The sequence below is a fragment of the Hymenobacter sp. HD11105 genome, assembly GCF_054051685.1.
In genome coordinates, this window is record NZ_JBSWBR010000005.1 from 154,964 (window position 1) to 174,467 (window position 19,504).

Annotated in this window: 15 protein-coding genes; 5 read left to right on the top strand and 10 right to left on the bottom strand. The window is 54.2% G+C overall.

The genetic code is table 11. The annotated features are described in order from the left end of the window. Nucleotides 1–2: 2 nt before the first annotated feature. Entirely contained in the window at nucleotides 3–2,117 is a 2,115-nt protein-coding gene (gene feoB, locus ACW9KT_RS16380; protein ID WP_457082482.1) for a ferrous iron transport protein B, read from the bottom strand. Nucleotides 2,118–2,198: 81 nt separating this feature from the next. Beyond that, nucleotides 2,199–2,459 (bottom strand): FeoA family protein, encoded by a 261-nt coding sequence (locus tag ACW9KT_RS16385; protein ID WP_457082310.1) that lies wholly within the window; start codon nucleotides 2,457–2,459, stop codon nucleotides 2,199–2,201. 215 nt (nucleotides 2,460–2,674) lie between these two features. On the opposite strand from ACW9KT_RS16385, the gene ACW9KT_RS16390 reads away from it, so the two are divergent. Next, entirely contained in the window at nucleotides 2,675–3,574 is a 900-nt protein-coding gene (locus ACW9KT_RS16390) for a carboxypeptidase-like regulatory domain-containing protein (protein WP_457082312.1), read from the top strand. A gap of 193 nt (nucleotides 3,575–3,767) precedes the next feature. Beyond that, nucleotides 3,768–4,643: a carboxypeptidase-like regulatory domain-containing protein gene (locus ACW9KT_RS16395; protein WP_457082314.1), complete on the top strand. Its 876-nt coding sequence runs from the start codon at nucleotides 3,768–3,770 to the stop codon at nucleotides 4,641–4,643. 101 nt (nucleotides 4,644–4,744) lie between these two features. On the opposite strand, the gene ACW9KT_RS16400 is transcribed toward ACW9KT_RS16395, so the two are convergent. From ACW9KT_RS16400 to ACW9KT_RS16410, 3 genes are all read right to left on the bottom strand, one after another. Continuing rightward, nucleotides 4,745–5,353, bottom strand: a complete 609-nt coding sequence (locus tag ACW9KT_RS16400; RefSeq protein WP_457082316.1) for an OmpA family protein — start codon at nucleotides 5,351–5,353, stop codon at nucleotides 4,745–4,747. 95 nt (nucleotides 5,354–5,448) lie between these two features. After that, nucleotides 5,449–6,696 carry an alpha/beta hydrolase family protein gene (locus ACW9KT_RS16405; RefSeq protein WP_457082318.1) on the bottom strand — a complete coding sequence of 416 codons (1,248 nt, stop codon included), beginning with the start codon at nucleotides 6,694–6,696 and terminating at the stop codon, nucleotides 5,449–5,451. A gap of 609 nt (nucleotides 6,697–7,305) precedes the next feature. Beyond that, a complete protein-coding gene (locus tag ACW9KT_RS16410; RefSeq protein WP_457082320.1) occupies nucleotides 7,306–9,801 on the bottom strand; it encodes a bifunctional UDP-N-acetylmuramoyl-tripeptide:D-alanyl-D-alanine ligase/alanine racemase in 2,496 nt (831 codons plus the stop codon). Nucleotides 9,802–9,859: 58 nt separating this feature from the next. On the opposite strand from ACW9KT_RS16410, the gene ACW9KT_RS16415 reads away from it, so the two are divergent. After that, nucleotides 9,860–10,771 carry an EamA family transporter gene (locus tag ACW9KT_RS16415; protein ID WP_457082322.1) on the top strand — a complete coding sequence of 304 codons (912 nt, stop codon included), beginning with the start codon at nucleotides 9,860–9,862 and terminating at the stop codon, nucleotides 10,769–10,771. A gap of 60 nt (nucleotides 10,772–10,831) precedes the next feature. Continuing rightward, nucleotides 10,832–11,335 (top strand): regulatory protein RecX, encoded by a 504-nt coding sequence (locus ACW9KT_RS16420; RefSeq protein WP_457082324.1) that lies wholly within the window; start codon nucleotides 10,832–10,834, stop codon nucleotides 11,333–11,335. A 74-nt stretch (nucleotides 11,336–11,409) separates the two neighbouring features. Here ACW9KT_RS16420 and ACW9KT_RS16425 read toward each other — a convergent pair whose 3' ends face one another. Beyond that, a complete protein-coding gene (locus ACW9KT_RS16425; protein ID WP_457082326.1) occupies nucleotides 11,410–13,062 on the bottom strand; it encodes a catalase in 1,653 nt (550 codons plus the stop codon). Between the two features lie 153 nt (nucleotides 13,063–13,215). Between ACW9KT_RS16425 and ACW9KT_RS16430 the strand changes: the two genes are divergently transcribed. Beyond that, a complete protein-coding gene (locus ACW9KT_RS16430; RefSeq protein WP_457082328.1) occupies nucleotides 13,216–14,142 on the top strand; it encodes a LysR substrate-binding domain-containing protein in 927 nt (308 codons plus the stop codon). 12 nt (nucleotides 14,143–14,154) lie between these two features. Here ACW9KT_RS16430 and ACW9KT_RS16435 read toward each other — a convergent pair whose 3' ends face one another. The 4 genes from ACW9KT_RS16435 to ACW9KT_RS16450 form a co-directional block, all read right to left on the bottom strand. Beyond that, nucleotides 14,155–14,784: a DUF4230 domain-containing protein gene (locus ACW9KT_RS16435; RefSeq protein ID WP_457082330.1), complete on the bottom strand. Its 630-nt coding sequence runs from the start codon at nucleotides 14,782–14,784 to the stop codon at nucleotides 14,155–14,157. A 125-nt stretch (nucleotides 14,785–14,909) separates the two neighbouring features. After that, nucleotides 14,910–15,866: a 1-aminocyclopropane-1-carboxylate deaminase/D-cysteine desulfhydrase gene (locus ACW9KT_RS16440; RefSeq protein WP_457082332.1), complete on the bottom strand. Its 957-nt coding sequence runs from the start codon at nucleotides 15,864–15,866 to the stop codon at nucleotides 14,910–14,912. Between the two features lie 62 nt (nucleotides 15,867–15,928). Next, complete coding sequence (locus tag ACW9KT_RS16445; protein WP_457082334.1) at nucleotides 15,929–18,481, bottom strand: YfhO family protein; 2,553 nt, start codon at nucleotides 18,479–18,481, stop codon at nucleotides 15,929–15,931. 236 nt (nucleotides 18,482–18,717) lie between these two features. Continuing rightward, nucleotides 18,718–19,473, bottom strand: coding sequence for a GAF domain-containing protein (locus ACW9KT_RS16450; protein ID WP_457082336.1), 756 nt, complete (start codon nucleotides 19,471–19,473; stop codon nucleotides 18,718–18,720). Nucleotides 19,474–19,504: the final 31 nt, after the last annotated feature.

Below are 19,504 nucleotides of genomic sequence, written 5' to 3' on the forward strand. Positions count from 1 at the left end.
CACTACTTGAACAACTGATATACAATCAGCGACGATACGTAGGCTAGCCCGGTCATGTACACTAGCTGCATCAGGGGCCATTTCCAGCCTTTCGTTTCGCGGTACACCACTGCCAGCGTGCTCATGCACTGCATAGCAAATACATAAAATACTAGGAGAGAAAACGCGCGGGCCGGCGTGAAAAAGGGCTGACCGTTTTCGTCTTTCTCAGCAGCCAGCTTCTGCTGCACGGTACGCATATCGGCGTCCTGGCCTACACTATATATCGTGGAAATGGTCCCCACGAATACTTCGCGAGCAGCGAAAGAGGTAATGAGGGCAATACCAATTTTCCAGTCGAACCCCAGCGGGCGAATAGCTGGCTCTAGTGTGCGGCCGAACAAACCGGCGTACGAGTTTTCGAGCTTTTCCGAGGCAACTAAATTCTCCGTTTGCTCCGGTGTCAGCTGCTGCTGAACAGCCGTTGTGCGAACCCGCTGCTCGGCCTGCTCCAGCGCCTCACCTGGGCCATATGAAGCCAATACCCACAGAATAACAGAGATGGCAACAATGACTTTACCAGCCTGAAACACAAAGGTTTTCACCTTCTCTACAATGGTGATACCCACGTTTTTCCAGCGCGGCCAGCGATATACTGGAAACTCCATGATAAAGTAGCTCCGCTCCTGGGTCTTGAGGATTAACTTTAAGGCTAAGGCCGAAAAGATGGCGGACAAGAAGCCTAGCAGGTACAAACCCATTAGCACCACTCCCTGTAAGTTAAAGAAACCCAGCACTTTCTCGTCGGGCACTACCAGCGCCGTGAGCACCGTATACACCGGAATTCGGGCCGAGCAGCTCATCAGCGGCGTGACGAAAATGGTGATGATGCGGTCTTTCCAGTTTTCGATGGTGCGCGCGCTCATGATAGCCGGTACAGCGCAGGCCACGCCCGAAATCAACGGCACTACACTTTTACCATTCAATCCGAACTTGCGCATAATGCGGTCCATCATGAAGGTAACACGGGCCATATAGCCTGTTTCCTCCAGCACCGCGATGAAAGCGAAGAGCAGAGCAATCTGCGGAATGAAGATCAAAACGCCCCCCAGACCGGCAATAACGCCCTCGGTGAGTAAGTTGATCAGCGGCCCGTTAAAGTTGGTTTGAATGAGCGAGTTGATCAAAGCAATGCCTTGATCAATTAGGTCCATGGGGTAGCTGGCCCAGGCAAACACCGCCTGAAACATCATGAACAGAATGCCGAAGAAGATAAGGTAACCCCACACGCGGTGCGTGAGCACCTTGTCCAGCTTGTTGCTGTAGGGCTCATTGCGCTCCGTTCGCGTCACCGATACTGCGTTTAGCAGAATCTCATTGATCCGGGCGTAGCGGGCAATAGTTTCTTGAGCTTGGCGAGCCGTGGGCTCAAAACCATACTGCTCCACTAGCTCCTGCACATACTGGCGCTGGTCGGGGGTCAGGAAGCTGATGTGCCGGAACTGGTGCGCATAGTGTAGCGCCAAGTAATCGTTGTGTAGATTAAAGTAGTACCGAATCTGCCGAATCATGGGCAGCAGCGCTTCATCGGGCTCGTAGAAACTCACCGTTGGAGCTTCCAGCTGCTGCGCCATTACAATTTTGAGGGCCGCTACTCCAATGCCCTTGCGGGCATTCATTGGAATAATCGGAACGCCCAGCTCTTGCTGCAGCTCGGCAATATCAATGTGTACGCCGTGTTGCTCGGCCACATCCATCATGTTCAGGGCCAGCACTGCAGGCAGACCAAGGTCAGCAAGCTGGGTAAATAGCAGCAGGTTGCGTCGCAGATTAGAGGCATCCACCGTCACTACCACGAAGTCCGGGTACTGAGCTGACTCGCGGTCATAGAGCAAGTCAGTAATTACCTTCTCATCCAGACTCTTTGGGTAGAGGGAATACGTACCCGGCAAATCAATAATCTCGGCGCGGTGCTGGGGCGTAAGGTGGCTAATACCTGTCTTGCGGTCGACGGTTACACCCGGAAAGTTGCCTACTTTCTGGTTAAGGCCAGTAAGCTGATTGAAAAGCGACGACTTGCCCGAGTTAGGATTTCCTACCAAGGCAATGCGCGTGAGGTCGCGGTGCGCATGGGACATTTGGCCACCCTCAGCACCTGAGGCGAGGGTCGCGGGAGCGACGGGAGTAGGAATAGTTGCCAGGCGAGCCATCCGCGCCGGTTAGTTTTTCAATAAAATAGTGGCTGCCTCACTTACTCGCAACGAAAGCGTGTAATCTTCGTCGCCGAGCACCAGCGTAATAGGACACCCTAGGGGGGCGCGGCTATTTAACCGCACTTGTGTACCCGGAATGCAACCCATCTCCAGCAGCTTTAACGCCATTTCCGGATCCTGCAGGCAGCATATTGTACCGCTCTCGCCCACACGGAGGTCTTTTACACTACGGGGTGTGGTAGCGGTGCGAGTAGAACGGATAGACACAGGCAGAAATGGTTATTTAGACAAGATTCAAACAAAGGTACGCCCCATTTAGGTTTCGGCCAAAAGATGGTTTTTCGCAAATAGGTGAATGGGGTTAAAAAGCAGGTCTTAGAATTATTCCATCAGAAAATTGCACAGGTATAATTATTCAAGGAAATCACCCACCACATTGGCACATTCATTGTAGTTTTGGGGTACAACAACCCAATTCTGCTATGTTCAAACAGGTACTTTTTTTAGTCGTCTCTGCTTTATCGCTGCCCCTATTCAGCTTTGCGCAAGGCGACCGAATTTCAGGTCGGGTAGTTGATAAAGTCACTCAAGAGCCTATCCAGTACGCTTCTATCGGGCTGAAAGAAGAGCAGGCTGGAGTCCTTACTAATGAATACGGCTTCTTCCAGATTGCTATGCTGGAAAAGAATATGAAGGACTCGCTTATCGTGATGGCACTCGGCTATAAGCGCACGGCTATTGCGATAAAAAGAGGCGATAAGAATCTGGAGGAAATAATTATTGAGGTGCCGAAGCGGGAATATCTGCTGAACGCTGTCAAAGTTGAAGCCAGCAAAATAAAGCCGATTGGTCTGGGCGCTCGCTCCAACACGCCCGGCGACGGCATGATTCAGGGCATGCCCGGCACTCAGTATGCTTTCTATGTGAAGAATGACCGCGGCAAAAAGCTAGGCTTGGTACGGACCGTGTCCTTCTTTATTGGCGAGCACGGCTTTCCGCGCGAGCCTTTCCGCATTCGCATCTACGCTCCCGACGGCAACTACAGCTCCCCAAATACGGACTTGCTCACCGAGAACGTAGTGGTGTCGGCTATGAAGGGTGGTGCTTGGTACACTATTGATCTGACCCAGTACAACATTGTCGCGCCCGACGAAGGATTCTATGTGGCCATGGAGTGGATCGTGACCGGTGATAAGTTTTACACCACCAACTTCATGGACACTTATACGCCCTACGGTCAGATTTTGCGTCCCACCTTCGAGTTCAAGGAAAGCCGGACCTGGAACTACACTATCGGCCGCGGTTGGAGCTTAATTACGCTAGCTAACAACGGTATGCGCTACAACGCCATGATTAAGGCGGAAGTAGACATGTATAAATAACACTGCATCAGCCGCTTGTCTATAGTTGGCGCTAACAGCTCTACACCAAGCGCTCTTTCCTACTTCAGGTACGCCTTGACACAGCCTAACAAGGTTGTCCTCCCCAAATAATTCTCTCTCTGCCTTCTCCCACTTACAAACTTGTCTACTAGTCTGTAAACCTTCCTTTATGTTCCAACGCATACTCTTTACTATGTCTTTGTGCTTGATGCTTCCGGCTTTGAGCATGGCACAGGACAACCGGCTCTCTGGCCGTATTATCGACAAAAAAACCAAGGAGCCCATCCCGTTTTCTTCCATTGGTTTGAAAGAAGAGCAATCTGGCGCCCTTACGAATGAGATTGGCATCTTCCAGATGAATGGTCCTACCAAAAACGCCCAGGACTCACTTATTGTGCTGGCACTCGGCTACGAGCGTACGGCCGTGCTGGTAAAGCGCGGCGCAGGCCAGTCTGATATGGTTATTGAAGTGTCTAAGCGCGTGTATGAGCTAGCCGAAGTAAAGGTACAAGCCAGTAAAGTGAAGGACCTGAAGTTAGGCGCTCGTTCAAACACGCCCGGCGACGGTATGATCCAGGGTATGCCCGGTAGCCAGTATGCGTTCTTTGTAAAAAATGAAAAGGGTAAAAAGCTCGGCAACGTACGCTCTGTTTCCTTTTACATCGGAGAGCATGGTTTCCCACGCGAGCCTTTCCGCGTCCGTATTTACGCTCCCGATGGTAACTATAGCGCGCCCAATTCTGACCTGCTAAACGAGAACGTAGTCGTGTCGGCCCCAGGCGGCGGGCAGTGGTTTACCGTTGATCTGACCCAGTACAACATTGTCGCGCCCGACGAAGGATTCTATGTGGCCATGGAGTGGATTGTAAGCGGCGACAAGTTCTACGCAACCAACTTCGACGACAACTATACGCCCTATGGGCAGATCATGCGTCCCACCTTCGAGTTCAAGGAAAGCCGGACGTGGAGCTACACATTGGGCAAAGGTTGGACTCTTTTAACCTTGTCCGGCGCTGGCGGCCTACGCTACAACGCCATGATCAAGGCAGAGGTAGATATGATTAAGTAGTACGTTAGGAGTAGCTATTCATTATTAGTTTATGTTACCAACAAAAAAGCCCCCCAGCCTAGGCTGGGGGGCTTTTTTGTTGGTAACTGCCTGTGTATCTATTAGCGGTTTACCACTGCAATTTCAACGCGGCGGTTCTGCTTACGGCCAGCGGCCGTGGCATTGGAAGCTACCGGTTGAGATTCGCCCATTGGCTGGATGGTGATGCGCGAAGCATCAATCTTACCATTCTGAACCAGCCAGTTCTTTACAGCTTCAGCCCGCTGCTCGCTCAACTCCTTATTGTAGGATTTGGTATCGCGCGAGTCGGCGTGGCCGATAATGCGCATTTGCTTACCAGCTGAGCGCTGACCGATAGAAGCAGAGATTTGCTCTAGTGCCTTGCTGGCACTGGGCTTAATCGTCGCTTTATCAGTATCGAAGAGGACTGTCTCTTCCAAGCCATATACGCTGTACTGATCGTTACCGCGCACCGATACATCCGGCAGATTGATCTCCGGGAATTTTACGTCGGGCAGGTTTAGCTTATCAGTATCGATTAGCTCGCCTTCAGCCACGGCAACAGCTGGACCAGCTTCGCCTTCCCGGTATACAACAGCCGTATCGGCTGTTGCTTCTTCGGGTTCGTTTTTGGTTGAAGGGTTTTTCAGGTTGTCGCAGCTAGACAACAGGGCAACGGCTGCGAACACGGAAAGAATGTGCTTTTTCATAAGGGGGAGGGATAGTACAAGGCCCTTGTACGTGCTTTATCCCCACGCGTTTAGTTGAGCTTGGCAGCCCCTCCCCCATGAAATCTAACCTGCTACTATTTGGCGCTGGCTTTTTCCGTGGCTTGCACGATGATCCACTGGCGAATAGCCTCCTGCGCCTGGGGCGAAAAAGTAGGCTGCTGCTGACCGTTCACCACAACCCACTGAGACGGGTCTGCCTGGAACATATGATTCACCCCCACTAACTTGCGGATATTTACATTCCGGTTGTCTCTGAGGCCTTTTTGTAACAACGCCAAGTTGCTATCCGCATCAATATAAGAGTCGGCAGTGCCCGTAAGAAGTAGTACTGGGCACTTTACACTGGCAAGCCTGTCCGTTGGATTGAAGTCTAGAAAGTAGCGATACTGATCGGTCGTAAGCAGACCCGCGCTAACCTTAGCTGTTTCCATGTCGATAGACGGGTTGGTTTCCCGCAGCATTATAGCTACTAAGCGCTGCGCTTTCGTATTATCAGGCGTTTGACGGATAACATCCAAAATAGCCTGTCGACGCATAACGCCCAACTGCATCTGTGTGTCGCTAGCGCCCATAGAGCGGTGTAAAGTTGCTTGCTGCCGCAATACTAGTTCGCGACCCGACATGCCACTGGCTGCCATCGTGACTACGAAAGCAGGTGGCTGGGCTTGGGCCGCTGCTAGTAGCGCCAGGTTGCCCCCTTCACCGTGTCCTACGGCTCCTACTTTCAAAGAGTCAATTTCGGGGCGACCACGCAATACCTTTAATGCTGCTTGTAAGTCAGTTACTAAGCTGGCTGCCGTTACGGCATTATAGTTACCTCCTGATTTGCCCACGCCTCGATCATCAAAGCGCAATACGGCAATGCCACGGCGCGTGAGAAAGTCAGCTAATACACCCATTGGCCGGTAATCACCTACTGAAGCATCACGGTCTTGGGCACCCATATCGGAAACCAGTACCACAGCCGGAAAAGGACCTGGACCGGCCGGGATAGTCAGCATGCCTCCTAGAGTCAAATCAGCTGGCTTATTGGGTACTACTAGTTCCTCTTCGCGGTAGGGCGGCGTTAGGCGGGCGTTTTTAGCCGTGCTCACTGGCGCCGATGTGTAGCCAAGCGTCAGAGCTACTTGGTAGCCTGGTTGATGCCAAGTACCGGTCAGCTGCTTGCCATCACCCGAAACCAGCCCTCTAAATTGGCTACCAGCTTCGGGTGCCACAAATACGATTGTATCGCCCCGCACCTCAACACTGACGGCCATACGGTTGATTTTTTGCTGCGGCACATCGAGCGTGGCGAAGAAAGAACCTCCAGTGAGAGCCACTACTCTAAAAACTACCTCTAATTCACCCCCTGGCACCGGCAAAGGCCCTTTCCAAAGGCCATCCAAACCTGGAGTGGCCGCATGAGCGGGAGCAGTAAGAAGGACTCCAAGTAATAGCCACAGGCTCAAACAAAGTGAGTAAAATGTTTTCTTCATGCAAGGGAGGAGTGAGGAATGAGAGAGGACGTTAGTGACACCCGCGCGCCAAGCCAATAGCTGGGAGCGCGACTGGATCAGAATAGAAAATTGGCCCTATACAAAACATGCACCAGAGGTTATTAAAAAACGCCTTACCAATAGGAAAAGATGAATTTTCCATTGGCAAGGCGTTTTTATTTATAAACTAAGATCGAGAACATACTTTTAGTCCTCAACCTGCGCATAACTCGTATAGATTTGTTGCGCCTATTTATAGTCAATCATTCGTGCAACCGCTTTGGAAATCAATCTTAGCGTTACTTGAACTCATACGTTCGATGTTTTACTCCACTTGCTGAAGAGGAGAATTATCTAAGCTGTGAACTATAATTAAAATCAGAAAATATCAAATTATAATTTGCATTATTATTATACAAATTAGTTTACGTAAAACTATTGAAGTCCTGTTTTCTACTCCGCTACAAATACCCGCTTCACTCGCTCACTTACATTAGTCAGTAGCTCGTAGGGAATTGTACCAATACGCGCCGCAAGCTCAGTAAGTGGCAGTTGCTCACCAAATATCACGGCCGAGTCGCCGGCTTGCGCGTCGGGTATATGAGTTACATCAACCATGCACATGTCCATGCACACGTTACCAAGGATACAGGCGCGCTGGCCCCGAATCAGCACCTCTCCTACCCCGTTGCCAAAGCGCCGGTCATAGCCATCGGCATAGCCAATAGCGAGAGTTGCAATACGCCGCTCGAAGTCAGCGGCTTCCCCGCGCCGGCCATAGCCTACGGTCTCGCCGGGGGGCAATTTCTTGATTTGGGAGATGGTGGTGCGCAGGGTGCTGACCGGCCGCAGCGCCGCCGCATCCTGGCCCGTCGCTTCTACTCCGTATAACCCAATACCCAAGCGAACCATATCCAGGTGAGCTTCAGGGAAGCGCACGATACCCGCTGAATTTAAGGCGTGTTTCAGGGCAGGATAACCTAGGGCAGCTTCCAGGCGGGGCGTCATGCGTTGGAACGCGGCCAACTGCTGGCGCGAAAACGCATTGTGCTGCTCTTCATCGGCGCCAGCCAAATGGGTCAGGAAGCTAGCGACGCGTAGCTGGGGGGCATTTTCGCGCAGCAACGTGCAGAGATCCTCTATATCTTCTTCGGCAAAGCCCAGGCGATGCATGCCCGTATCAAGCTTCAAGTGAATAGCGGGCAACGCCTGATCATGGGCGGCTTGCAGGTAATCATGCAGCCGTTCAAAGGAGTAGATTTCGGGCTCCAGGTGATACTGTCGCAGCTTTTGGAAGCTGTCGGGCGAGGGGTTCATCACCATGATAGGCAGACTGATACCGTGTTGACGCAGCTCCACACCTTCATCGGCGTAGGCCACAGCCAGGTAGTCGGCCCGGTGAAACTGAAGGAGGTTGGCTACCTCGTAGCTGCCGCTGCCGTAGGCGAAGGCCTTTACCATCACCATCAGGCGGGTGCTGGGCGCGAGGCGGGCGCGGTAGTAGTTGAGATTGTGGACCAGGGCATCAAGGTTCACCTCCAGCACTGTTCCATGAATCTTCTGCTGAAAAGCGGCTACAATTCGCTCAAAGCCAAAGCGGCGGGCACCTTTTACCAGAATGGTTTCCCGCCGAAACTGGTCAGGTTGGAAGGCAGCAAGAAAGTCTTCGGTTGTCTCAAAAAAAGCCCCCTGCAAATTGGCAAACAAGCTTTGGTACTGGCTAATAGCTGGCCCTATGCCAACCAGCCGACCTACGCCGTGGGCCGGCAGCTGCGCGGCTATTCGCGCATACAAGTCCGCCGCTGGTAAGCCCGATTCGAGCACATCGGAGAGAATAAGGGTGCGCTGCCCGCGGCGAGGCTGACGGGCCAAGGCATCGAGGGCTAGGGTGAGGCCGGCGAGGTCATTGTTGTAGGTGTCGTCGAGAACGTAGCAGTCGTTGAAGGCCTGCTTCATTTCCAGGCGCATAGCTACGGGAAGCAGACGGTCCAAGCGGTGCTGAATCTCGGCGGCGGGCACGGCGTACCACAGCAGTACGGTCAGGGCGTGGAGAGCATTTTCTACCGAGGGCTCATCGGCGAAGGGGAGCGTGAAGGTGTGCTCCTGTGGTCGGGGCCTGGCCAGATTGACGCGCACTACGGTACGGTCGGCGCTGGCCTCCGCCACGGTGACGGCCACGTGCGCCTCGTGCGGATGATGGCGGCTCCAAGTGAAGGTGCGTGCCGGCGTAAGGATACGCTGGGCCGCCGCATGGATAGCTTCGTGGTCGCGGCAGTAGAAGAGCGTGTCTACGTTTGTAAACAGCTGCATTTTCTCGGCTACTTTCTCGGTTGGAGAGGCAAAGCCCGCATCATGCGCGGTGCCAAGGTTAGTGAAAATGCCTAATGTAGGCTGGATCACGCGGGCCAGCTTGCTCATCTCGCCGCGCTCCGAAATGCCGGCCTCGAAGATGCCCAACGTGTGCGTTGCGTTCAGTTCCCACACCGACAGCGGTACCCCTACTTGGGAGTTGTAACTGCGCGGGCTTTTGCAAATCAGCTCGTCGGAACTGAGCAGTTGCGCCAGCCACTCTTTCACGATAGTTTTGCCGTTGGAGCCTGTAATGCCAAACACCGGGATAGCAAACTGCCTTCGATGCCCGGCTGCTATGGTTTGCAAGGCGGCCAAACTATCGTCAACCAGCAAGAAGCCAGCCTCGGGGAAAGCAGATTTGCCCCCCAGAATTTCCTCTTCCCTATCTACAACAAACAGGCGCACCCCGCGCTGGTACAGGTCGGGCAGGTAGCGGTGGCCATTGTGCTGAGCGCCGCGGATGGCAAAGAACAGCGACCCGGCCGGTTGGCCCACGCGCCGGCTGTCGAGGAGCAGGTGCTGAACGCGGGCTTCTGCGGCGGGCGTTTGCAGCAAGGTACCGCCAGTAAGGGCGGTCAAATCTGTGAAGAGTAGCATGCCCTGCAAAGGTAAGGTGTGTGGTACCTTTGCGGACTTATACGTTTAGTTCTTCGTTGTGCAACTCACCCGTTACCACTTGGCCGCGCTGGCGGCTTTTCTCATCTGGGGCTTCTTCCCTATCCCACTGCGGACGCTTACCAGTTATCCCAGCGGGCAGATCCTCTTTTTTCGGGTTCTTATTTCACTGATCATCTTACTAGTTATCAACGTTTTGTTCCGCTTTTCGTCGGTGCGGGCTACGTGGCGCAAGTGGCGCACGGCCCCGCTCACCGAGCGGCGGAGCGTGGCGGGGAGTACCTTGCTGGGGGGCATTTTATTGTCGTCCAACTGGCTGCTGTTCATTTATGTCATTAACAAGGTGAGTGTGCAGGCTGGCTCGTTTGCTTATCTTATTTGTCCCATTCTGACAGCCTTGCTCGGTTTTTTGGTGCTGCGTGAGAAGCTGCGCCCCAATCAGTGGCTGGCCATTGGACTTAGCGCGCTGAGCTGCGCGCTTCTAGGCACGGGCTCAGCGCGCACCTTGCTGATGAGCCTGGTAGTGGCAGCCACGTACGCCTTATACCTCATCACCCAGCGCCGCCTCCAGGGCTACGATCGGCTAGTACTGCTCACAGTGCAGCTTACACTAGCTGCCGCCTTAATTTTGCCCACGGCTAACTTACTAGGCGCCTCGCCCCTAGCCGGTCTCCACGATGCTCACCTGCTCCTGATGACGGCTATTCTCAGCGTAGTCTTCACCGTGCTGCCGCTGTTTCTGAACTTGTACGCGCTGAATGTGCTGCCTTCAGGCACGGTTGGTATTCTGATGTATCTGAATCCGGTGGTGAGCTTCCTGCTGGCCTTCCTTTATTTCGGAGAGGCCGCCACTACCACGCAAGCCGTTGCGTATGCGGTTATTCTGGCTTCGGTCGTGCTGTATAATGCCCGTTTTGGGGCTCGGCCCGCCGTTATTAAACCCACTTCCTGACCTTTTTTGGCGGGAGATGAGTTAAGGACAACAAGCTAATCAGTACGCTATTTTCCTCTTATGCAGCAGCCCGCCAAGAAATTCTACACACCCCCTGAAGCCCTTCAGAAAATAGCGGCCTTTTGCACCTACCAAGAGCGCACCTTCAAGGAAACCGAAGAAAAGCTGCGCAGCTACGGCCTGACCGAGGATGAAGCCGGCGAAATTATTATTCGGCTGAGCCAGGAGAAATTACTCGATGAAGAGCGCTACGCCAAGAGCTTTGTGCGTGGCAAGTATCGGCTCAAAAAGTGGGGCCGCCGCCGCATTCTGCAGGACTTGAAGTTTAAGGGCATCTCGGAGTACTGCATCAAGCAAGGCATGAAGGAAATCGACGGCGACGAGTATTATCAAAACCTGGTCGATGTTTTGGAAAAGAAAGACCGTCAGGAGAAGGAGAAAAACCTACGCGTGCGCCGGCAGAAGCTTCAGTTATTTATGACCAGCAAAGGCTATGAGTCGGACCTGATTAAGATGGCGCTGGATGATTTAGGCAAGGAGAAGACGGACGACGAGGACGAATAGCACTAATATTCCAGTTACAAAAAAGCCCCCCAGATCTGATCTGGGGGGCTTTTTTGTAAGTTACTTAATCGACCTTAGTAAGGCTGGGCCTCATGAGCCCGCTCTTCCGCTTGCTCCACGGCTTGAGCACTCTTAGCTTCATTGATCTGGGTGGCGCCTTGTGCGCCAGCTTTGGCTTGCTGAATGCCTTCAGCTACGCGGCGGCCCCAATCTTCATCACACTTCGTGCATAGCTCAATCATCTTGTCTTGAATGACTTGAGCCGCGTCAGCCAGCGCACCAACCATATTGTTGATTAGGTCTTCGCGCTCCCAATCTTCGTGCAGACGGTACCGCTCACCGGCTTGCTTGAAGTCGTTAGTGCGATCGATGCTTTGACGTATCAATCGGCCCTCATAACGGGGCATGTGATCGGGGTGCGTGCGGGGCGCTTCTTTCAGACCATTCAACGAGGATGGCTCGTAGTTAATGTGGTTGTTCTGACCAGGAGCCGAGTCCACGTGATACGTCATCTGACCATCGCGCTGGTTCGTAGCCACGTGCTTTTTGGGCGCGTTGATGGGCAGTTGCAAATAGTTGGTGCCCACCCGATAACGTTGCGTGTCGGAGTACGAGAACGTACGACCCTGCAGCATTTTGTCGTCGGAGAAGTCCAGACCATCTACCAGAACACCGGTACCGAAAGCAGACTGTTCTACCTCAGCAAAGTAGTTTTCAGGGTTGCGGTTCAGCGTCATCTTGCCCACGGGCAGGAATGGGAACTGATCCTGGGGCCAGATTTTGGTATCGTCGAGCGGATCGAAGTCAAGCTCCGGATGCTCGTCGTCGCTCATGATCTGCACGCACAGCTCCCATTGCGGGAAGTCACCAGCTTTGATGTGGTCGAATAGGTCTTGCGTAGCGTGGTTGAAGTTTTTAGCCTGAATCTTCTCAGCCTCGGGCTGGGTCAGGTTCTTGATGCCTTGCAATGGCTCCCAGTGGTATTTCACTAGTACAGCTTCGCCCTGCGCATTCACCCACTTATAGGTGTTTACGCCCGAGCCTTGCATCTGGCGATAGTTGGCCGGAATACCCCAAGGCGAGAACAGGAAAGACACCATGTGCATGGCCTCTGGCGTATTGCAAATAAAGTCGAAGATGCGCTCACCGCTCTGCCGGTTGGTTACCGGATCAGGCTTTTGCGAGTGAATCAGATCCGGGAATTTGAGGGCGTCACGGATAAAGAACACCTTCAGGTTATTACCTACCAGGTCCCAGTTGCCGTCTTCGGTGTAAAATTTGACCGCGAAGCCGCGGGGGTCGCGCAGGGTTTCGGGCGAGTGGCCACCGTGACCTACCGTAGAGAACCGTACGAATACGGGCGTCTCTTTACCTTTTTCCTGGAACAGCTTAGCTCGTGTGTACTTGCTTATTGGCTCATCGCCCACGGTGCCGTAGGCTTCAAACACACCGTGAGCACCAGCGCCGCGGGCATGCACCACCCGCTCAGGAATACGCTCCCGGTCAAAATGGCTGATCTTTTCCAGCAGCTGATAGTTCTCCAGCGTCACGGGGCCGCGGTTGCCCACGGTACGCGAGTTCTGGTTATTAGTAACGGGGTGGCCCTGACGCGTAGTCAGCGTCTGAGCGTTTTCGCCGGCCACAGTGCGCGTATCCTGCGAAGTGCCAGCGCCGGTTACGGCAGTACCCGTACCGTTGCCGGACGTGGGATTCTGATCTTGGTCCATAGTAAGCTTTTGTTAAGTGATTAGTAACTTATACGAGAAGCGTTGGAAGACAATCTTATATAATTTTCACCAAAGATGCTGTTAGTGCAAGTATAAATCAAATCATTTGTTTTGATAATAGTATCAGCAATGCTTATAGTTTAGCTTTGCGCTGTGAACCTGCAACAGCTAGAATACCTCATCGCGCTCGACACGCACCGGCAATTTGTAGGTGCCGCTAACAGCTGCTGCGTCACCCAACCTGCACTCAGTATGCAGCTTCAAAAACTGGAAGAAGAGCTTGGAGTATTGCTATTTGACCGCAAGAAAAAACGGCTGGAACCGACCGCTATCGGTGTAAAAGTGGTGCAGCACGCCCGGCACGTGCTCCGCGAGGTGCAGCTACTACGTGAGGTAGTACAGGTGGAGAAAGATGAGTTAGTCGGCGAAGTGCGACTGGGTATTATTCCAACATTGGCGCCTTACCTAGTGCCGCTGTTTCTGGTGCCGCTGGCCGAGCGGCATCCGCAGCTACATGTGCGCGTGGAGGAGTTGCAGTCGGAGGAGCTCGTGCGTCGTCTCAAAGCTCACCAAGTGGATATTGGCCTATTGATCACGCCACTTGATGATTCCCAACTGCGCGAAGTAGCGTTATTGGAAGAGCCCTTCTTAGGATACGTTTCGGAGTCGCATCCGCTATATGCTCACGTCATGCTGCGTCCCGCCGACCTTTCGAGCACTGGCCTGTGGCTATTACAGCAAGGCCATTGTTTTCGCAACCAAGTGCTTACTATCTGCTCTCCACCAAACGGGGCCCAAGCATATACCTACGAAAGCGGTTCTATCGAAACGCTGAAAGAACTGGTGCGGCGCAACCACGGCTACACGCTGGTACCCGAGTTGTCGGTCCTAACGGAGGCGGACCATAACCCGATGGTGAAGCGCTTCGAGGCACCAGAACCTGTACGCGAGGTTAGTATGGTGGTGCACCATGGCTTCGTGCGCACTCAATTACTGAATACACTATATCAGTTGATTCTGGAGCAAGTGCCCGAGCGATTACACGCGGGCCGGGATACGCGAAAAATTAGTTGGCAGTAAAAAAGCCCTCCGTTACCGCCGAGCTGGCACTTGAGGTGGAGCCATTTGCTTGGTCAGCACCACGCGGCGGCCAGTTATGGTTTCTAGCATAGGCCGCAGAATTTTCTCTGCGTTCTGGGTGGTTTGGGGCAAAATTCCCGATTGCAGCGCAGTTTGGCGCACGTTGCGCTCAGCATAGCGGTAGCCTTCATCAATAAGCTCGGCATCCTGAAAAAACGAGTTTTCGGTGCTGTACACTTTGCTCTGACTGTGGTCGACGCGCCAGGTGCAGAGTTCGGGCGCTGGCAGGGCCACCCGCACCACCGAGTCGCCCTCAAATACGACATCCTGGGGGCGTATTTTGGTCATATCCAAGCAGCCTACTGCCTCGCCGGCCACGATAAGCGCCACTTTGGAATCAGGCAGGAAACGGTAGGTGCTTTTGCGGTACTCCACCACATCCTTGAACCGGAAGCGCACCAACTCCATGCGGCCCAGGCTTTCCACTTTGGTCAGTACCGTGTTGTGCGTGACGGTGATTTGAGGCGTTGGGCGTAGCGGATTCTGCAACTCCTCTAAACTTGGCTGCACTTTCTCCCACAAAAACCAGCCTAACCCCACCAGAAACAACAACGGTAATAAGCGGCGAAGCAAGCGGATCATTCAGCAGAGGAAAAATGGTGGGCAGGAAAATGTGTACTAGCTGGTCTGCATACGTATCTAGCTGCTGTTAAGCACTGTTGAGTTGCAACAAATAATCGGTTGCTTTTAATTCGTCGCGTCAAAATCTACTGCTCTTGCGGGTCAGAAGCCACGTTCGGCCACCAAGCGCTTCGCTTCTCAAACCGCGCCTGAAAACCCGCCCAGGCTTGTAAACCGCCCGTGTGCACGGCTACTACGGTACTGCCCGCAGCAAAATAATCCTGACTCAGCAAATCCAGGACGCCGTACAGCAGCTTGCCCGTGTAAAGCGGGTCGAGCAGCACGCCGTGGCGCTGCTGAAACTGCTGAATAAACGCAAGCAGCTCGGGCGAGAACTTAGCGTAGCCACCAAAATGATAATTGGTCTGCACCGACCACGGAGCGGCAACGGATTGGCCAGCAGTTAATAACAGCGTTTCAATGTCTTGCTGCAAAAACCCGCCGTTCTTCAGTGCCGCTACTCCCACGGCTTTCTGCTGGGGCTTCAGCGCCGTCAAAATGCCCCCCAGCGTGCCGCCGGTACCGCAGGCGACGCAAAGGGCATCGAAGGCAAGTTGGGCGCTTAGCTCGGTTACTAACTCGGCACAGCCACGCAGAGCCAACTCATTGGTGCCGCCTTCGGGCAACACGTAAGCGGGGCCCATTTGCCGGAGCAAGTCAGCCTGACACACTGGCTCCTGCTTATGACGGTAAGCCTCGCGGTCGAGGTAGCGTAGCAGCATACCATCGGCCGCAGCTTGGGCCAGCGTCGGGTTCAAGGGTAGGCTTTCTTCGCCGCGCACTACCCCGATGGTGCGAAACCCGTAGAGCCGGCCGGCGGCGGCTACGGCGGCTAAGTGGTTGGAAAAAGCCCCCCCGAAGGTGAGCAGCGTGTGCTGACCCCGAGCGCGGGCTTCTATCAGGTTGTACTTAAGCTTGCGCCACTTATTGCCCGGCAGTTCCGGGTGGGTCAGGTCGTCGCGCAACAAAACCAAACGAATACCGCGCCGCCGCGCCGCTGGCTCGTCAATTTCCTGTAAGACCAGCGGAATCGGTGTCCTCATACGATGTAGACCAAGGCGCCGATTTGACGACTTATTGGGTGTAGCGCGAAGCTTGACTTTATTTAGGCCGCTACTAAGTCCTGATTTGCTAATACTGGACGCTTTTTCCAGATGTAAAAAGCTACTCCAATCAAGCCTAAAATCAACAGAATGGAGGACACCAGCGAAACTGTATTGCCGATGGCGTAGGACTGGGGTTCAAACTTAAACTCGATAGTATGTTGGCCAGCAGGAACGGGCATGGCGCGTAGCACATAGTTGGCGCGCATATGCGGCACAAGTTTGCTGTCGATGTAGGCATTCCAGCCGTCCTTATAATAGATTTCCGAGAAGACCACGAAGCCATCCTGAGCCGCCGTAGCCTGATATTTCAGGGCGTTAGGCGAGTAATCGGTTAGGCGGATGCTGGAACCGACGGCGTTGTAGGAGGTTTTGGTGAGCGGAAACTTCGAGACGTCGACAATGGCCGTGGTAGCCGCGTTGAAATTGCTGAGCGCAGCAATTTCCTGGTCAGGGCTTTGTACTGGCTTGACTTCGTTGACAAACCAGGCGTTGCCCAAAGCATCAGGGTTGCGCTGTACCTGCGCCGGCTGATTGGTTTGGGGGTTAGGGGGCGTGATGAGGTAGCGCGTATTCAACATATTGAACACCTGGGTATTGTTCTGCGAAATCTGCCGCTCAATCAAATCCTGGTAGCGGCGCAGCTTGGCGCCGTGGTAGCCGCCAATGCTCTTGTGGAAGTAGGAAGTGTTCGCCTCGTTGAATGGATTGCTGAGGTTAAGCACGCGGTAGCTGAGGTCTTTATCCAGCAAAATCTGCTGATCGACGGCCGTGGGCACAAACTGCTGGGTGACGGTTTCGCGCTGAAAATTGGAGTCGTTGAGGTAGCGCTTATCCACGGCCCACAGGTCGACGAGAGTAAGCGCCCCGATAACGAGAGCGGCCGTCGTAGCCGATAGTTTGCGTTGCAAAAAGAAGTACAAAATGCCCCCCGCAGCTATAATAAAGAACAAGGACCGCAGCACATCCGAGCGGAGTAGGCCGGCGCGGTCCTGGCGAATAGCATCGAGCGGGAACCCGCTTTGCTGCAATTGAGCATCGATAGGCGAAGCAAAATCGGCCCCCAAGCTGAAGACCCAGGCTAGGATGCACAACCCAGCCGTGCCGCCGACAGCATAAAGCAGCTTGCGCTTAAGGTCGGCGGTTTCGGGCGCATCGGCGGCGGGTAGCGCGAGCACCGGATGACCGGCTACAGGAGCGGAGCTAGCGCGCTGGGCGCGCAGCACCCGGGCCAGGGCCAGCACAGCCAGCAACGGCATTGCCAACTGCGCAATAACCAGCGCCATACTCACCGACCGGAACTTGTTGTAGCCGGGGAAGTAGTCGAACATCAGATCATTGAAGGTCTCGAAGTTCTTGCCCCAGGCCAGCATCATAGACAAGATTGTTCCGATTAAAAGCCAGGTACGCAGGCGGCGGTCGGCCACAAACAGGCCTAACACGAACAGCAAACACACCACCGCGCCCACGTACACGGGGCCGCTGGTACTGGGCTGATCGCCCCAATATAGGGGCAACTGGGATAAGTAATCGCGGAGCTGCACGGGCGGCACGCCGAGTTGGGTAAGCGCCTTGGCGGTGGCTGAGCTTTCGCTTAGAGCACCTTGGCTGGCGCCACCGAAGTAGTTGGGAATAAGCAACGTAATCGTTTCGCCTACTCCGTAGCTCCAGTTAAAGGCGTAGTCGCGGTCGAGGCCGGAACCGCTGGGAGCATCATCGGCAGCGGCGTTGGGGGTGCCGGGCACGGGCGTCGTAAGCTCGGAGCGACCCCGGATGGAGTACTTGCCGTACTCGGCCGTGACGTAGAGGCGACCAAAGCTGACGCCTACTGCTAGCAAGGCCGCAGCGCCCAACAGCGCCGTACGTCCGAAGAACTCGGGCAGACGCTTTTCGCGGAAAGCGTATACCAGCTCCACGATGCCGAATACCAACACTAGCAACAGCAGATAGTAGGTGATTTGCAGGTGGTTAGCCCGAATATTCATGGTAAGTCCCAAGGCAAACAGAGCCGCCCCGAGCCAGCGATTGCGCCGAAACGTTACTAGTAGCCCCGCCAGCACCAGCGGCGCGTAGGCCAGAGAAATAGACTTGGTATTGTGCCCCGCAGCCAGAATAACGAGGTTGTAGCTGGTAAAGCCCAGCGCAATAGCGCCCACCACTGCCACCAACGGCCGCACGCCCAATGACACAAAAAGTATGTAGCCGCAGAGCAAAGCCAGAAATAAGTTGGCCACCACCGCCGGCAGATTCAAGGTAAAAATCTGATGCAGATACACCGATAAGTCGCCGGGGAAGCGGGTGCTGATCAGGTAGGTGGGCATGCCGCTGAACATAGAGTTAGTCCAGAGAGCTTCCTGCCCAGTGGCATCGCGGTAGGTGGCGGCTTCCTGCGAGCCGCCCCGGAACTGCACGATGTCGTGCTGGGCGAGGGTTTGGCCATCCAACACCAGGGGCGAGAAGTACACGAATACCAGGGCCAGGAAAAACAGCACGGCCAGCAGGTGGGGCAGCATCCGCCGCCACAGCGGCACGGCAACGGGAGAAACAGTAGTCATCAGCAAACGAAAGAATCGAGAATCAGCCAAAAAGCCCCCTAGGGCCCGGCAAAGCACGCCGAAGGTAGGTCGTTTATTTTATTCGGGGAAACCGGCGGTGGTTACAGAACGAATTTGACCAGCATAAAAATGCCCCCAGCCACCCGGTTTTGAAACTAGGAAAGCTGGGGGGCATTTTTGCGGAGCTGCTACTTTTAAATCACCGCTCCGGCAGGCAAACGAACCAATCGGGTGGCTTACGCTTCTTTTTCGCTCACGTTCAAGGCGAGCACCGTTGCTAGGGTGGCCGAAATCTGCTTGTCCAGGAGCTGAATAATCAGTTCCGCTTCATCCTCAATAGACTGCTGATAAGTGAGCGCATCGGGCGTGCTCACCGATTCCTCCCACCGAGCTAGTTCCGCTAAGGTATTCAAGCGCGTGAGCGATTCGTCCAGGTGATGATACAGTTGGAGCCACATAGCACTAGAGTGGGGCGGATGCTGCTTCAAAGCCAACCGCAGGTCGAGCAGCTTCATCACTACGTCTGCCAACGACTGCAACCGCTGTTGTTCGGTGATGGACAGGATGCGGGGCTGACGGTCAATTACGCATAAGGCACCAATATGGTGGCCATCGGCGCTACGCAATGGGTGCCCGGCATAAAAGCGAAGTTGCAAAGCCTCCGCCACATCGGGCTTGGTAAGCTGACAGGGCGCAAGGAGCAAATCTTCGTAGATGGTAGTCCCATCCTGTAATATGGCCACCGAGCACATACTCTCGTTGCGAGCTACACGTTCGGCGCCGGCTAAGCCGAAGTTGGCTTTAAACCAAACACTGCCTTCCTCCACCAGCGACACCAGCGCAATAGGAGCGTTGAACAGCTTGGCCGTCAGGCGAACCACCTCGTCAAACACCGCATCGGGCGCGGTACCTAGCACCAAGTAGGGAGCTAAGGCCTCTAGTCGCTGTGGGTCATTAGCAGGCACCAGCGAGCTAGAAGCAGATAACGTCATAAGGAGTAGGTATTGGTACTAGTGCCAGAAA

Bases quoted from the DNA above. Each gene is read 5' to 3' on its own strand.
- ACW9KT_RS16390 (WP_457082312.1), top strand. From the start codon at position 2,675: ATGTTCAAACAGGTACTTTTTTTAGTCGTCTCTGCTTTATCGCTGCCC.
- ACW9KT_RS16450 (WP_457082336.1), bottom strand. From the start codon at position 19,473: ATGACGTTATCTGCTTCTAGCTCGCTGGTGCCTGCTAATGACCCACAG.
- ACW9KT_RS16400 (WP_457082316.1), bottom strand. From the start codon at position 5,353: ATGAAAAAGCACATTCTTTCCGTGTTCGCAGCCGTTGCCCTGTTGTCT.
- ACW9KT_RS16395 (WP_457082314.1), top strand. From the start codon at position 3,768: ATGTCTTTGTGCTTGATGCTTCCGGCTTTGAGCATGGCACAGGACAAC.
- ACW9KT_RS16420 (WP_457082324.1), top strand. From the start codon at position 10,832: ATGCAGCAGCCCGCCAAGAAATTCTACACACCCCCTGAAGCCCTTCAG.
- ACW9KT_RS16445 (WP_457082334.1), bottom strand. From the start codon at position 18,481: ATGACTACTGTTTCTCCCGTTGCCGTGCCGCTGTGGCGGCGGATGCTG.
- ACW9KT_RS16410 (WP_457082320.1), bottom strand. From the start codon at position 9,801: ATGCTACTCTTCACAGATTTGACCGCCCTTACTGGCGGTACCTTGCTG.
- ACW9KT_RS16435 (WP_457082330.1), bottom strand. From the start codon at position 14,784: ATGATCCGCTTGCTTCGCCGCTTATTACCGTTGTTGTTTCTGGTGGGG.
- feoB (WP_457082482.1), bottom strand. From the start codon at position 2,117: ATGTCCCATGCGCACCGCGACCTCACGCGCATTGCCTTGGTAGGAAAT.
- ACW9KT_RS16425 (WP_457082326.1), bottom strand. From the start codon at position 13,062: ATGGACCAAGATCAGAATCCCACGTCCGGCAACGGTACGGGTACTGCC.
- ACW9KT_RS16440 (WP_457082332.1), bottom strand. From the start codon at position 15,866: ATGAGGACACCGATTCCGCTGGTCTTACAGGAAATTGACGAGCCAGCG.